Origin of the sequence: Pseudoalteromonas sp. HL-AS1 (assembly GCF_031198785.1) — a bacterium.
Taxonomy (GTDB): domain Bacteria; phylum Pseudomonadota; class Gammaproteobacteria; order Enterobacterales; family Alteromonadaceae; genus Pseudoalteromonas; species Pseudoalteromonas distincta.
Map to the genome: position 1 here is coordinate 2,443,405 of NZ_CP133569.1, position 15,254 is coordinate 2,458,658.

The following is a 15,254-nucleotide window of genomic DNA, read 5'->3' on the forward strand; positions in this document are numbered from 1 at the left end:
AATCCTAATTATTTGATTATTTCATCTGAGGCTTGTGAAGAAATAAGTGTTCCTTCTTCTTCACCCATAATTACGCGTTTTAGCGCGCCTGATTTATTCATATTAAATACGCTCAATGGCATATTGTGATCGCGGGCTAGAGTAAATGCCGCTAAATCCATAACTTTTAATTCTTTTTCAATGATTTCATTGTAGCTTAAGTGGCTGTAAAGCGTCGCTTCTGGGTTTTTAACAGGATCATCACTGTACACGCCATCCACTTTAGTCGCTTTAATTACTGTATCCGCTTCAATTTCAATACCGCGTAAACACGCTGCAGAATCGGTAGTAAAAAATGGGTTACCGGTGCCCGCTGCAAAAATAACAACGCGGCCAGTTTTCAATAAACTAATTGCTTCAGCCCAGTTATAAGCGTCACATACACCATTTAGCGGAATAGCCGACATTAAACGACAGTTTACAAATGCACGGTGTAGCGCATCACGCATTGCAAGGCCATTCATAACCGTTGCAAGCATACCCATGTGGTCGCCTACTACGCGGTTCATACCTGCTTCTGCAAGTGAACCACCGCGTAAAAAGTTACCTCCACCAATAACTAAACCCACTTCTACGTCAAGCTCTACTAGCTCTTTAATTTCTTGTGCCATACGGTCTAAAACTTTAGGGTCGATGCCGAAGCCTTCGTCTCCCATTAAAGCTTCACCACTTAATTTGAGAAGAACACGTCTAAAAATAGGTTTGCGATTGATAGTCATAGTATAGGGGCCAACTTTTATTGAATTATGGATAAAAAATAACCGCGCTTATGTTAAACATAAAAGCGCGGTTATTTTAAAGAATTTCTAGCTGTGAAGCAAAACCAAATAGTACTTTAATTGCATCTAATTTCCTTTTGCATCACAAATAGTTAATCTTACTGACCTTTAGCAGCTGCAATTTGAGCAGCAACTTCAGCAGCAAAATCTTCTTCTTTCTTCTCGATACCTTCACCAACTTCTACACGTACAAAGCCAGTAACTGTTGCGTTTTTCTCTTTAAGAATATCGCCAACAGATTTTTTAGGTTCCATGATGAAAGCTTGACCAGTAAGAGAAACCTCACCAGTGAATTTTTTCATGCGACCAACAACCATCTTCTCAGCGATTTCAGCAGGCTTGCCTTCATTCATCGCGATTTCGATTTGTACTTGCTTTTCTTTTTCTACAACGTCAGCTGGTACGTCTGAAGGAGTTAAGTACTCTGGACGTGAAGCAGCAACGTGCATTGCAACGTGCTTAAGTGTTTCTTCATCAGCAACACCTGCAACAACAACACCGATACGGTCGCCATGACGGTACTCAACTAGGTTTTCACCAGCGATGTACTGCAGACGACGTACGTTGATGTTTTCGCCAATTTTAGTTACTAGCTCAACACGGTCTTCTTCAAACTTAGCTTGTAAGTCTTCGATAGTAAGAGTGTCAGCAATTGCAGCTTCAGCAACTTTATCTGCAAATGCTAAAAAGCTTACGTCTTTTGCAACGAAGTCTGTTTGACAGTTAACTTCTACTAGTACTGCAACACCAGCGTTTTGCTTGATGATGATAGTACCTTCAGCAGCAATGTTACCTGCTTTTTTAGCAGCTTTAGCAGCGCCACTTTTACGCATGTTTTCAATCGCTAACTCGATGTCGCCATCAGTCTCAGTTAACGCTTTTTTACAATCCATCATGCCAGCGCCTGTGCGCTCGCGTAATTCTTTAACTAGGGCAGTAGTTACAGCCATTAGTAAATCCTCAAATCTGAAATCTGGTTTAGATAAGCGGGTTACCCGCTCTACAAGAATAACAAGTCTTCACCTTAAAAAGATGAAGACTTGATGATAGCTAATTACTCAGCTTCAACGAAATCGTCTTTCTCAGCTTGAGCAACGATGTTATTCTCGCGACCTTCAGTGATAGCAGCTGCAACAGCGCTAGTGTAAAGGCTTACAGCACGGATAGCATCATCGTTCCCAGGAACGATGTAATCAACGCCGTCTGGGTTAGAGTTAGTATCAACGATTGCAACAACAGGGATACCTAGGTTGTTTGCTTCACGGATAGCAATGTGCTCGTGGTCAGCATCGATAACGAAAAGCGCGTCTGGAAGACCGCCCATGTTTTTGATACCACCAAGGCTCTTTTCAAGCTTTTCCATTTCGCGGTTAAGCATTAACGTTTCTTTCTTAGTTAATTTCTCGAAAGTACCGTCTTGGCTTTGTGCTTCAAGGTCTTTAAGACGCTTGATTGATTGACGTACAGTTTTCCAGTTAGTCAACATACCACCTAACCAACGGTGATTTACGAAGAACTGATCGCTTTCTAAAGCAGCTGCTTTAACTGCGTCGCTTGCTGCGCGCTTAGTACCAACGAAAAGAACTTTACCTTTGTTTGCTGCAGCACTTGATAAAAACTTAAGTGCGTCGTTGAACATTGGTACAGTTTGCTCAAGGTTGATGATATGTACACGGTTACGTGTGCCGAAGATGAAAGGCTTCATCTTAGGGTTCCAGTAACGTGCTTGGTGACCAAAGTGAACACCAGCTTGAAGCATATCGCGCATTGAAACGTTTGCCATTTTATAGATCCTCTATAGTTGTTTAGGGTTAGGCCTCCACATATCCCATAGCACCAACACCGAAGTAATTAAACTTCAAATGCACCCAAGTGTATGTGACGATACGTGTGTGTGTTAAAATAAAATTGTGTTTGCCTTAAATACAAAAAATCATTTAAGAATTTATTTGTAAAAAGACGGCGCGCTTTATACCATATTAAAATTAAATACTCAACGTCGCGTGCAAAATTTGTTCGGCGATAAATGTTAGAAACTCAACTTTGGAGCCTCAATGAGCGCTATTATCAAGACCCCTGAAGAAATAGAGAAAATGCGCGTAGCTGGGCGCTTAGCGGCCGATGTACTTGAAATGATCGGACCTCATGTAGTGCCGGGTGTTACCACCGATGAGCTAAATACACTTTGTCATGATTATATTGTTAATGTGCAACAAGCAATCCCTGCTCCGTTAAATTATCATGGCTTTCCAAAATCAGTTTGTACGTCAGTTAATCATGTTATTTGTCACGGAATTCCAAATGACAAAGCATTAAAAGAAGGCGACAGCGTAAATATTGACGTAACAGTCATTAAAGATGGCTACCACGGCGATACTTCTAAAATGTTCCAGGTTGGAACACCAAACATCCAAGCTAAGCGTCTTTCAGAAGTAACACAAGAAAGCTTATACCTTGCTATTAAAATGGTAAAACCAGGTGTGCGCTTAGGTGATATTGGCTCTGCTATTCAAAAATATGCCGAAAGTTTTAATTACTCTATTGTTCGTGAATATTGCGGCCACGGTATTGGCGCAGGATTTCACGAAGAACCACAAGTAATGCACTACGGTAAAGCGGGTACTGGCGAAACTCTAAAAGCGGGCATGTGCTTAACAATTGAACCAATGGTTAATGCGGGTAAACGCCAATGTAAGCTACTTAAAGATGATTGGACTGTAGTAACTCGCGACCGCAGCTTGTCTGCACAGTGGGAACATACTTTATTAGTGACTGAAAATGGTGTTGAAATTTTAACGCTACGATCAGATGATACTATCGACAGGATCATAGAACACTAATAATAAATAAGAAATTAGGAGCCAGCCCACGTGGCATTACCCAACAAAGTAAAAAAGTTGCTCAGCGATGCTGAGCAACTTAGTGATTATCGCGATTGTTCTAGCTATTTTTATAAATGGTTACATAACGAATTTTCTAAACAACCGGTTGGGAATTTAATTAATGCCCGGGCTGAGTTTATTGACCGCCTACTAATTAAGCTTTTTCATGTTTACGACTTAGCGTGCGAACCTGATTTAGCATTAATAGCAGTAGGCGGATACGGACGAGGGGAGCTACATCCCTACTCCGACATCGACTTTTTATTGCTTGTAACTAAACCGCCAAGCGAAGAAATATGCGAAAAAATAGGCCAGTTTGTCACCATGCTATGGGATCTCAACTTAGAGATTGGTCACAGCGTGCGCACTATAGAACAAGCCATTGATCAAAAACGTGAAGACGTTACTTTTGCCACCAGCTTACTTGAAAGCCGCCTTATTTTTGGTAATCATATTGAGTTTGAAAAACTCAAAACGCATATTCTAGAAACACCCGTATGGCGCTCCGGTGAGTTTTTTACTGCCAAAGTTCAAGAACAAAACTTACGTCACAAAAAGTGCCACGGCACCGCGTATAATCTTGAGCCAAACATTAAAGAAAACCCCGGTGGCCTGCGCGACTTGCAAACCATTATTTGGGTTGCAAAAAAGCACTTTAGAACCGAAACTCTGCAAGAGTTAATAAGTCACGGCTACTTAACCCATGAAGAGTTTCAAGAGCTTTCAGAGTGCCTTGAGAACCTATGGAATATTCGCTTTGCACTGCATCTAGCCGCAGGTCGGGCTGAAAACCGCTTATTGTTTGATCATCAACCACAAGCCGCCGAAATTTTAGGTTTTGGTAGCGACGGTAAAGCCTCTGTTGAGCGTATGATGAAGCGCTTATTTAGAATAATGAGCCGCGTTCGTGAACTTAACCAAATGCTACTTTCATACTTTGAGCAAAGTATCATGCCCGAAAGTAGTGAAAAAACGGTGATAGTACTCGACAGAAACTTTGAGCAAGTGGGTCATCAAATACGCGTAAAAGATCCATCTGTATTTTTTAGACGTGACCAACTTTTTGTATTGTTTGAGCACATAGCAGACAACCCTGCAATAACGCATATTTACCCAAGCACTATTCGTACTATTCGCCAAGTACGCCGTCGTTTATTAGGGGATTTACAAGATTATGCAGCCTGTCGTGAAGCCTTTTTACGCTTAGTTAAACATCCTAATGGTATGGGCCGCGCATTTACGCTTATGCACAAGCACGGCATGCTTGCCGCCTACTTACCGCAGTGGCGTAATATCTTTGGGCAAATGCAGTTCGATTTATTTCACGCCTACACCGTAGATGAGCATACTCACAAATTAATCAAAAATATTTACGAATACTTTGATAAAACAGGCATTAGCGAGTTTCCTATTTGTAGTGAAATAGTCACTCGAATGGACAAACCAGAGTTACTTTATTTAGCCGGTATATTTCACGACATTGCTAAAGGCCGAGGGGGAGATCACTCAGAACTTGGCGCTGTTGATGCTATAGCCTTTGCTAAATTACATGGTTTTTCATCCTCTGATGCGAAATTAGTAGCATGGCTTGTAAGTAACCATTTACTTATGTCGGTTACCGCGCAGCGTAAAGATATTAACGACCCTGCTGTAATAAAAGACTTTGCAACACGTATTAAAACAGAGCGCCAACTCGATTACCTATATTGTTTAACCGTTGCCGACATACGTGCAACCAACGACAACTTATGGAACGATTGGAAAAACACCCTACTGCGTGAATTGTACTTGCACACGCAGCGCGCATTACGCCTAGGGCTTGAAAACCCAATGGATCAGCGCGACCAAATTCGCGATAAAAAGCACCAAGCTAAACAACGTCTACTCAACTTAGGTTACCCTGAGAATAAAATTGATTTAATTTGGAGTCGCTTTAAAGCCAACTACTTTACCGCCTTTAGCGAACAACAAATATCGTGGCAAAGTGAGCATTTATTAAGCAGCACCGATTTAAGCCAACCCAGTGTAATTGTATCTAACAAAGCAATGCATGGTGGTACACAAGTATTTGTATACAGCCCCTACTCTGGAGCACTATTTGCGAGATTAGTGAGTGTAATTGGCTCTAAAAAAGCACAAATACAGCACGCGCAAGTACTGACCACAAAAGACGGTTACGTCCTGTTTAGCTTTGTAATACTTGAAGTAAGTGGCGACCCTATAGCGAGCGGTCGAGCGCAATCAATTAAACGCGGGCTTGAGCAAGCACTTAGCGATCCACGTAAAAAAATTCGCTTTAAAAAGAGCCGCTCTCAACGCTTTAAAGATTTTAATATTAAACCTAAAATTGTGTTGCGCCCACATGCACGCAAAGACCGTAGCTTAATAGAAATTCAAGCCGTCGATATACAAGGTTTACTAACCAAAATAGCCGAAGTTTTCCAAGCGCATTTACTACACATTCACGCTGCCCGTATTACAACGGTAGGTGAACGTGCCGAGGATTTCTTTGTTGTATCTAATAACGAATACCAAGCGCTGACTGATGAAGAGCAAGCAAAAATTCATCAGGCATTACGTAAAAAATTCAACGCCGAAACAGAATAGAGGACACACATGTCAGATTTAAAAACGATGATCGAAAACGCATGGGACAACCGCGATAGCATTAGCCCAAGCACAGTATCTAGCGACGTAAAGCAAGCCATTATTGACGCACTTGATTTACTTGATAGCGGTGCAGCACGCGTTGCTGAAAAAATATCGGGTGAATGGGTTGTACACCAGTGGCTTAAAAAAGCCGTTTTACTGTCGTTTCGTATTCGCGACAACCAACCAATGAACGACGGCGTAAACCAGTTTTACGACAAAGTACCACTTAAATTTAGCGACTACACGCCAGAGCAATTTCAACAAGGTGGTATGCGCGTAGTACCAAACGCAGTAGCCCGTAAAGGCAGCTTTGTAGGTAAAAACGTCGTACTTATGCCATCGTACGTAAATATTGGCGCATACGTTGACGACGGCACTATGGTTGATACATGGGCAACTGTAGGCTCATGTGCACAAATTGGTAAGAACGTACATTTATCAGGTGGCGTAGGCATAGGCGGCGTTTTAGAGCCTCTACAAGCTAATCCAACTATCATTGAAGACAACTGTTTTATTGGCGCACGTTCTGAAATTGTTGAAGGCGTAATTGTTGAAGAAGGCGCAGTAATTTCAATGGGCGTTTATATCAGCCAAAGCACCCGTATTTATGACCGCGAAACCGGCGAAATTCACTACGGCCGCGTACCAGCAGGCGCAGTAGTTGTTCCAGGCGCACTACCGTCAAAAGATGGCACCCACAGCCTTTATGCTGCAATTATCGTGAAAAAGGTAGATCAACAAACACGTGAAAAAGTAGGCATAAACGCCCTACTACGCTCAATTGATGAGTAACACGTAGGTTAGTTGAGTGAAACGAAACCCAACGATACGTTGAATTAAAGTGTTTTTGCTAAACTTTAATTGTACATAGAAAAGCTCTAAGCCCTTTGGGTTTAGAGCTTTTTTGTTTATGGCAATAAACTCTCAATCAAGCAGCATTATTTTTGCCTTAATGAATAACGTATTAACTGGATCTTCTATCTTAAAGTCATATATGTAGTCTGTTTCTTCATTAAATCTTTTTAGGTAATAATTAGCTAAAGGATCATAGAGACTCTCATGCAGCCAACTGTAAAACTTCCCTAACTCATAACTTAGCTTTCGACTTAAATCTGATTTAGGCTCAAGAAGTCCGTCATTATCTAAATCTATAATATTCATCAATTGGAGGTTTATTTTTAGTTCATCGATTAATAACTCTAACGACCTTCTGTAATTAGCAGCCTTAATTTCAAGATCTGGCTCTAAAGGCTCGGCTTCGTAAACCATAATTAAATTATCAATAACATCATTATAATAATCATTGTTTAATCTTATCTCAGACTCATTTTTTAAAATATATAACTGCTCTAAATAGGATGCTTTAGTTTCTATAGGTTGCCTAGTTAAATTCAGCTTAAAATCGTTAAATAATTTTGTTATTGCTTGAGATAAAACATCTAGATAGTCATACCTCTTAAGAAGAAAGCAAAACAGCTCGTTAGAGTTAAGAACCATAACTAAATCACTCTCACCCACTTTATTGCTATATAAGTTAACAGTAAGCTCATCATTATCCATGTGGTCATCATAAGGCCAACTAGCAAACCTTTTACAGTCTGAATGATTCAAATTTACAGGGTGAGCACCAAATGACGCTCTTATTGATTTGAAGTAGCTGTTGTCGTCCTCATCAAATAAACGATTTGTAAAACACTCCTTTTCGCCGAAGAAAGGCAGAGTCCTCGGGTTTATAAACACTCGGTGTAGTTGGGTTATTGCTTCTGAAACGAGATCTATTGCAGAAATTAAAGAAAACATCTGCATTACACGCACATCAATATTTTCCTCAAACCCTGGGGTATGTTGTAAATACCTAATAGATACAGTGATCCAATCCATACAAGAACAAATTAGATTCCATTGGTTTTTGCCATTTTTATTATGATAAGTGTTATAAACAAAACTTGAATTGGAATTTACTAGATCTCTAAAGTCAGAAATCTTGTCATCCTTGATCGCCTTTTCCATTAACTTTTACTCTGAAGCTAGTTATTAGCTCTAAAATATCACTAAAAATACAAACGTATAAAGAAAAAAGGAATTTTTTAATCTAGGTCGAAAGAAAGTATTGGTGGTAAAAAAAGCACCGAGGTAAATAAGTTCATTAAGGATTCGTTGGGTTTCGTTTCACTCTACCCAACCTACGCTAATAACCTCCCAAAACCAAAAAAGCACTTATAAAATAAGTGCTTTTTTGGTTTGCTCAATTAGTATGGTTTACAGCGCGTTAAATACGTCGTCTGTTTTAGCTGCGCAAATAAAGTCGTTTTTGTGTAGGCCTTTAATTGAATGGCTCCACCATGTGACGGTTACTTTGCCCCACTCGGTTAGTAGACCTGGGTGATGGCCTTCGTCTTCTGCCATGTCGCCTACTTTGTTAGTAAACGCGATAGCCTGTTTGAAGTTTTTAAATTTATAAACACGCTCAAGCTGCATAATGCCGTCACGCACTTCTGGTACCCAGTCTGGGATTTTAGTAATTAATTGTGCTAACTCTTCGTCAGATACTTTTGGCGCATCTACATGACAGGCTTCGCATTTTTGTGCACTTAATGAAGACATTCTAAATCCTTACTTTTAGCTTTTTTAGCATTAATATTTAACTGGCTAATTTTTCTTTTGGTGGAAATTTTGGGTCGTGCAAACCAAGCTCTTTAGCTCGCTCAACCAAAGTCATAATATCCATTTGCGATATATCAAACAGATCATGAATCGAATTTATGGTGTAGTACTGTGGTTGCATAATATCAATACGGTACGGCGTACGCAGTACATCTAGAACATTCATTGGGCTGATTTCTGGCGTATTTGAGTATACGTACTGAGTCTCCCCTGGGCTTGATAAAATACCACCGCCGTAAATACGCAGGCCATCTTCGGTTTGCATTAAACCAAATTCGACTGTGAACCAGTATATACGCGCAAGGTATACACGGTCCTTTTTCTGCGCTGCGTAACCTAATTGCCCGTACTTATGCGTAAACTCGGCAAAGTCAGGGTTAGTTAGCATGGCGCAATGGCCAAATATTTCATGAAAAATATCTGGCTCTTGTAGGTAGTCAAATTCTTCGCGGCTACGAATAAATGTAGCTACCGGAAACTGCTTGTTTGCCAGTAATCTAAAAAACTCATCAAAGTCGATAAGCGCAGGTACTGGTGCAACTTGCCAACCGGTAGTGGCCAGCAACACTTCGTTTAGCTCGCTTAACTGCGGAATACGGTCGTGCGGCAGGTTAATCTTTTTTAACCCTTGCATGTACTCGTTGCAGGCTTTGCCTTCAATGCATGCAAGTTGGCGCGCTACAAGCTCAGACCAAATTTTATTTTCTTCATCACTCCAGTGTATAACACCATTTTCGTCTGGTGTTTTGGATATGTATTTACTTGCTTTAGCCATAAGTACCTTCTTGGGTGTGAGCCCTAAATCGGTGTCAGAGTGATACTCAAACCTAATGAATATCGAATGACCCCATACTATGCAAAAGTGAAGAAAAGTTTAATAGATAGGCTAATATCAGTATTTAGCGCGACCACTTGCATCGTAAAGTTAAAATTACACTTGTGGCATATTAAAAATACAGACCTTTAAATAAAGGTCTGCAGGCTATTTTTATATGTACACAATTAAATACACCTAACCAATTTTAGTAAAAGCTTGGTCTAAATCACTAATAATGTCGTTAACATCTTCAAGCCCAACCGAGAGTCTGATCAGCCCATCACTTATTCCAGCGGCGGCTCGCTCCTCTGGCGTATAAGGCGAGTGAGTCATAGATGCAGGATGCTGAATTAGTGTTTCAGCGTCGCCGAGGCTTACTGCAAGTGTACAAAGTTTCATACTATCAATAAATTGAGCGCCATCTTGTAACGTGCCTTTTATTTCAAACGCAATAACACCACCAGCGGCTTTCATTTGGTTACCAATAAACTTATAACCTGGGTGCGATTTAAGCCCCGGGTAATATACGGTGCTTACTTGTGGGTGAGCTTCTAGATATTGCGCTATTGTTTGTGCGCTTTGACAATGGCGCTCTATTCTAATAGCGAGTGTTTTTAGGCCTCGATTAATTAGCCATGCATCGTGCGGGCTTATAGTTGCACCAATGTCTTTTAGTACGGTCATTTTAATGTGTGTTATGTGCTCAAGCGATCCACATACAATACCGGCAACTACGTCTCCGTGGCCGTTTAAGTACTTGGTCGCACTGTGCATTATAATGTCGATACCGTATTTTTTAGGCGATTGCAGTAGCGGTGTTAAAAAGGTGTTGTCGACCACACTAATTAAGTTCTGCTCTTTAGCAACTGCGCCAATGAGTGCCAAATCAATAACCGCCATAGTGGGGTTGATTGGCGTTTCTACAAATATCATTTTTGAATTAGGTTTGATGGCAGCGCGTAGTTCGTCCTCGTTGGTCATATCAACAAAAGTGACTTCGATTCCCCAGCGCGGCAACATATGCGAGAAAAACGCAAAGGTACAACCATATAAAGCACTTGAGGCAACAAGGTGATCTCCTTGCGATAAAAAGCTCAGTACTGAGGCCGATACAGCCCCCATACCTGTTGCGGTTGCAGCTGCTGCTTCACAGCTCTCTAGTTGAGCAACTTTTTGCTCAAGCTCTGTAGTTGTGGGGTTTCCTAAACGCGTATAAATATAACCAGGTTCGTCGCCTGCAAAACGCGCAGCACCTTGTGCGGCATTTTCAAAATGAAAGGTAGAGGTTTGATACAAAGGAGAAGTGAGTGCGCCGTGCGGGTCGTTTGCTTTTTGTGGTCCGTGAATACACTGGGTGTTTATATGATGCTTGCTCATTGTAGGCTCATTTTTTTGATTATTATGTTTTTGCGATTCAACAATCAAAACGTATGCGCTTACAAACAGCAAGCATGCCGGATGCTCAGATGGCTATTTGTGTAAAAACCATGCAGCGCACGTTTGTACACAAATATTGCCACTACCTTTACTACGTTGAATCAGCCTTTTTACGGCTCATAATTTTACCTGCGATGCTTTGCACAGTGCCTTTTAGTAAGCTGCGTTTGTTTTCAAGCCGTGGTAATGGGCGACTAAGCTCCATTGCTTTGTAACCAATACGCGCTGTAAAAATACCGGCGCTAACCCCTTGCGCAGCTCGTCCCGAAAGCTTACCTAAAAGCTCAGCACTTAGTGCAGTTGCAGCAAGGTCAGATACAAGCTCTGCACTGCCAACAAACATTACTTGTTTTATCAACATGCGGTATAACTTTATACGGCTCGCGTAGCCAAAACCAATGCCGTAAATTTTACCAATTTGTTCTATTAACTTAGTACCACGCCAAAGCACAGCCATCATATCCACCAGCGCAAGTGGGCTTAGGGCAACTAGCAGTGCGGATTCAGTCGCAAACCGATTTATAAGCTTTTTAGCTTTGGTGTCTTGGGTTATTAATAAACTGTTGGCGTACAGCGTCATTATTTCTTTGTCGCTGTGATGCATCGCTACTTGGTTTTTAAAGGTTTCAAAGTTATCAAGCTCCTGGTGTTTATTGAGCTTTTCGAGCCAAGGTAATGCACCGCCTACTTGCTCGCTGTTTAAAAGCCTGTCGGCTTCAACTCGGTGCAGTTGGTTACGCTTTAAACTGCGCAGCATTCGGTACTCTCGCCACAATAAGCGCCCTATTAGCAACACGCCACTTACAACCGCAGTTAAATAAACACTGCCTAAAATAATTGACTGCTCGAAAGCAAATACTAACGAGTACGCAAACTCTAAAAGCACCAGCACTATAAAACTAATAGCAAAAACACCTTTAAGTGTTTGCCACTTCGACTTTTTATAAACAGGTTCCAGATCTATTTCTGGCTCTAGTGCTTCATCTTCAAGTTCTTCGTAATCACTTTGCCCGTGCTGAATAATTTTTGCAGGTGCTAAAACGGGTTCGTTTTGCTCAATGCTTTGCGTATCTATACGACGCCCAGCTTGAAATGGTTGGTTTGACTCACTCATGTTAATTTGTCTCCTAGCAGGTACTGCATGACATGATCTAATCGAATATGTTTTAGTTGTTTATCGGGGCTCGGCATTGGAGAGAACGATAAAAACTCAAATCCCTGTGCTGGCCACTCATTTTTATTAAGCATCCGCGAGGGAGGCTGCGGCGGTAAATACGTAAGCCAATCTGGCTCGTTTAGCGGTTTACCATAAATACAGTCAAGCGTTTGGCCTTTGTCGGTAATTTGGCGCGGTTGCGTTGCTGTAATTGACGACATAGCCATGGTTTCTATTTTTACACCATCAAACTTTAAATGATTACTTTGCTCATGCACGAGCGAATCAAGTAGTAGTGCTAAATCTTTATGGTGTTTTGCACTTATGTGATCTGATTTATTAGCTGCAAATAATATTTTGTCTATGTTGGGCTTAAATAAACGTTTAAAAAAGCCCGACTCGCCATAGTTAAAGTGTGCGAGTAATTGGTTTATTACACTGCTTTGCTCTTGGAGTGTTTCGTGCCCTTCGTTTAATGCACTAAGTACATCTACAAGTACAATTTGGCGATCGAAGTGCCTAAAATGCTCATTATAAAATGGTTTTACAACTTCTTTTATATAGGCGTTAAAACGCTTAATTAAATGCGCTAAATTAGAACCCGCAACGACATCGTCACTGTTTATTTCACCCGATACCGGAAAAAACAATAACAATGGCGCGCCTTGTAAATCACCTGGCATAAGCATGCGCCCAGGTTGCAACATGGCAAGTTTGGTGTCTTTTTTAAGCCCGACTAACATGCTTTGATAAAGCTGAGCAATATGGGCAAGTGCGTTTTCATCAACGGGGGCATTTAAGTCAAGTTGCTCAACGGCCGCTAAAAAGTCACTTGATGTGTTTACGCGCGAAGGCTGAGTTAATAACGGATATTGCTGCTCGCACCATTGAGCATAACTTTGCTCAAGCATAGGTAAATCAAGGAGCCATTCACCCGGATAGTCAATAATATCTAAATAAAGCGTTGATTGCGGTGAAAAGTGGCCGCGCAGCCCTGCATTACTTTGATACTTTATTGCCAAGCGCAGCGTATTAATACGCTCGGTAGATGCAGGCCATGTAGGCACCCCATCGCTGGGTAATAAAGCATTGAGTGCTCGAGGGTAATTAAACGTAGGGACTTTTAACGCCTCTTGCGGCACAACTTTAGTGGCCACATGGCGGTGCTCGCGCATTACATCAAAAAAAGGTAAGTTTTTATCGTCCGCTTGGGTTGTTAAGTGTTTAACAAGCGCGGTAATAAAGGCTGTTTTACCACTACCACTTAGGCCAGTTACGGCAAGCTTTACGTGTTGGTCTAAACTGCGATGAAGGGCTTTTTGTGCTTTGCCTTTAATGCTTTTAAAGGTCTTTTTTGCAAATGATTGGCTCATAAAGTGTCTTGCACCTAATTTGCCGTAATTTATCACGCTGCAAATAAGGTGCTATTAAATCCTTTAAAGTTTGTTAATTTCACGGCTCACCGTAAACTCGCTTGAAGTAACATGGCGCTCCATATCTTGAAGGCGAGTATCTACACGCGTTAAACGCTCTTTTAAGTCTTGCAATGCGCGGCGCGGCGGCTCGCCTTTTTGCCATACTTTAAATTTCACTTCTAGCGGATCGTCATGTTTAGTTGAGCTTTTAGTTTGCGCTGTTGCGGGCTCTTTTTTATCTAAAATGAACCAGGCTGCAATATACGCTACCACAAATAATGGGCCACCCGTTAGCAGTACCGCACTAACAAATATAATGCGAACTAACCATAACTCCATATTAAAGTAGTCACTTAATCCCGCACATACACCGGCTATTTTACCGCGTTGTGGGTCTCTTAATAATTCGCGTTTGGCACTCATACTTTGCGTCTCCATTGTGGTGACTCTTGATCAAGCAATGCTTCAAGTGTTTCTAGTCGGTCCGCCATTTTTTCAGCTTTGTGTGCAAGCTCAAGTAATTGGCGATGTTCGTGCTCACTTAAACCTTGGCTTACTTGTTTCTTGCTACGGTAGTGCAAAATTAGCCACAGCGGAGCAACAAAAATCATAAACAAGATAAATGGTGCAACTAATATCTCTGGATCAAACATAATCCTCTCCTGATAATCCGTTTTGATGTTTTTAAGCTGGGGCACATGGGCCCCATATATTTTTATATGTAATTATTTATCAGCTAACTTCTTTTTAAGTTCGGCTAGCTCATCATCTATCTTTTCATTTTTTTGTAGATTAGCAATTTCATCCGCTAACGTCTTTTTACCTAAATCGTACGACTCAATTTGAGATTCTAGTCCATCAATTTTGGTTTCGTAACGTTCAAAGCGGTTAAGTGCTTCTTCTACTTTTGAGCTATCAAGTGTCTTTTTCACTTCAAGGCGCGACTCAGCCGAACGTTGGCGAAGTATAATTGCTTTTTGACGAGATTTAGCATCTGCTAGCTTTTCTTGTAGCGTCGTTACTTCTTGCTGTAATTTCTCAATATGAGACTCTACATGTTCAAGCTCACTCGCTACTGAAGCAACTGCATCTGCCGACTTTTGCTTTTCAAGTAAGGCTGAACGCGCTAAATCGTCGCGGTCTTTACTTAAAGCCAGTTCGGCTTTATCTTGCCAATCACTTACCTGCGCTTTAAGTGTATCTAAGCGGCGTACAATTTCTTTTTTCTCAGCCAATGTTTTAGCTGATGTAGAACGTACTTCAACAAGCGTATCTTCCATTTCTTGAATAATCAGACGAACCATTTTTTCTGGATCTTCTGCTTTATCTAAAATGGCGTTGATATTAGAATTAACAATATCTGCAAAACGTGAAAAAATTCCCATAACATTTACCTCTGTAATTAAAACTTAG

The 15,254-nt window shown here is 41.1% G+C and carries 15 protein-coding genes; 3 read left to right on the forward strand and 12 right to left on the reverse strand.

Going from position 1 to position 15,254, the window contains the following annotated elements; all coding sequences use genetic code 11:
• Positions 1-8: 8 nt before the first annotated feature.
• The 3 genes from pyrH to rpsB all read right to left on the reverse strand — a co-directional run bounded on the left by pyrH (position 9) and on the right by rpsB (position 2,601).
• On the reverse strand, positions 9-758 hold the full coding sequence (gene pyrH / locus RB214_RS11305; RefSeq protein ID WP_024596498.1) for a UMP kinase: 750 nt from the start codon (positions 756-758) through the stop codon (positions 9-11).
• 158 nt (positions 759-916) lie between these two features.
• Positions 917-1,768: a translation elongation factor Ts gene (gene tsf, locus RB214_RS11310; protein ID WP_002958320.1), complete on the reverse strand. Its 852-nt coding sequence runs from the start codon at positions 1,766-1,768 to the stop codon at positions 917-919.
• Between the two features lie 104 nt (positions 1,769-1,872).
• Positions 1,873-2,601: a 30S ribosomal protein S2 gene (gene rpsB, locus RB214_RS11315; RefSeq protein WP_002958321.1), complete on the reverse strand. Its 729-nt coding sequence runs from the start codon at positions 2,599-2,601 to the stop codon at positions 1,873-1,875.
• A gap of 271 nt (positions 2,602-2,872) precedes the next feature.
• Here rpsB and map point away from each other — a divergent pair, with 271 nt between their 5' ends.
• Genes map through dapD form a run of 3 tightly spaced genes read left to right on the forward strand, consistent with a single transcriptional unit; the run spans position 2,873 to position 7,144 of the window.
• The gene (map, locus tag RB214_RS11320) at positions 2,873-3,658 is read left to right on the forward strand and encodes a type I methionyl aminopeptidase (RefSeq protein WP_309166967.1); all 786 of its coding nucleotides are present in this window, start codon (positions 2,873-2,875) and stop codon (positions 3,656-3,658) included.
• A 30-nt stretch (positions 3,659-3,688) separates the two neighbouring features.
• Positions 3,689-6,307 carry a [protein-PII] uridylyltransferase gene (gene glnD, locus RB214_RS11325; RefSeq protein ID WP_309166969.1) on the forward strand — a complete coding sequence of 873 codons (2,619 nt, stop codon included), beginning with the start codon at positions 3,689-3,691 and terminating at the stop codon, positions 6,305-6,307.
• Positions 6,308-6,316: 9 nt separating this feature from the next.
• Positions 6,317-7,144 carry a 2,3,4,5-tetrahydropyridine-2,6-dicarboxylate N-succinyltransferase gene (gene dapD, locus RB214_RS11330; RefSeq protein WP_138584315.1) on the forward strand — a complete coding sequence of 276 codons (828 nt, stop codon included), beginning with the start codon at positions 6,317-6,319 and terminating at the stop codon, positions 7,142-7,144.
• Between the two features lie 132 nt (positions 7,145-7,276).
• Here dapD and RB214_RS11335 read toward each other — a convergent pair whose 3' ends face one another.
• From RB214_RS11335 to pspA, 9 genes are all read right to left on the reverse strand, one after another.
• Positions 7,277-8,362 (reverse strand): hypothetical protein, encoded by a 1,086-nt coding sequence (locus tag RB214_RS11335; protein ID WP_309166971.1) that lies wholly within the window; start codon positions 8,360-8,362, stop codon positions 7,277-7,279.
• Positions 8,363-8,611: 249 nt separating this feature from the next.
• A complete protein-coding gene (locus tag RB214_RS11340) occupies positions 8,612-8,956 on the reverse strand; it encodes a 4a-hydroxytetrahydrobiopterin dehydratase (RefSeq protein ID WP_002958326.1) in 345 nt (114 codons plus the stop codon).
• Positions 8,957-8,993: 37 nt separating this feature from the next.
• Positions 8,994-9,791, reverse strand: a complete 798-nt coding sequence (phhA, locus tag RB214_RS11345) for a phenylalanine 4-monooxygenase (RefSeq protein ID WP_309166977.1) — start codon at positions 9,789-9,791, stop codon at positions 8,994-8,996.
• A gap of 237 nt (positions 9,792-10,028) precedes the next feature.
• Positions 10,029-11,210 (reverse strand): methionine gamma-lyase, encoded by a 1,182-nt coding sequence (gene megL, locus RB214_RS11350; protein ID WP_309166978.1) that lies wholly within the window; start codon positions 11,208-11,210, stop codon positions 10,029-10,031.
• Positions 11,211-11,361: 151 nt separating this feature from the next.
• Positions 11,362-12,384, reverse strand: coding sequence for a TIGR01620 family protein (locus RB214_RS11355; RefSeq protein WP_002958329.1), 1,023 nt, complete (start codon positions 12,382-12,384; stop codon positions 11,362-11,364).
• The gene (locus RB214_RS11360) at positions 12,381-13,799 is read right to left on the reverse strand and encodes a YcjX family protein (RefSeq protein ID WP_193226657.1); all 1,419 of its coding nucleotides are present in this window, start codon (positions 13,797-13,799) and stop codon (positions 12,381-12,383) included. Before RB214_RS11360 ends, RB214_RS11355 begins: the two co-directional genes overlap by 4 nt.
• Positions 13,800-13,862: 63 nt before the next feature.
• Positions 13,863-14,264 (reverse strand): envelope stress response membrane protein PspC, encoded by a 402-nt coding sequence (gene pspC / locus RB214_RS11365; protein ID WP_024590986.1) that lies wholly within the window; start codon positions 14,262-14,264, stop codon positions 13,863-13,865.
• Entirely contained in the window at positions 14,261-14,494 is a 234-nt protein-coding gene (pspB, locus tag RB214_RS11370) for an envelope stress response membrane protein PspB (protein WP_024596504.1), read from the reverse strand. The genes pspC and pspB overlap by 4 nt, the downstream gene beginning before the upstream one ends.
• A 72-nt stretch (positions 14,495-14,566) precedes the next feature.
• On the reverse strand, positions 14,567-15,226 hold the full coding sequence (pspA, locus tag RB214_RS11375; protein ID WP_007376832.1) for a phage shock protein PspA: 660 nt from the start codon (positions 15,224-15,226) through the stop codon (positions 14,567-14,569).
• Positions 15,227-15,254: the final 28 nt, after the last annotated feature.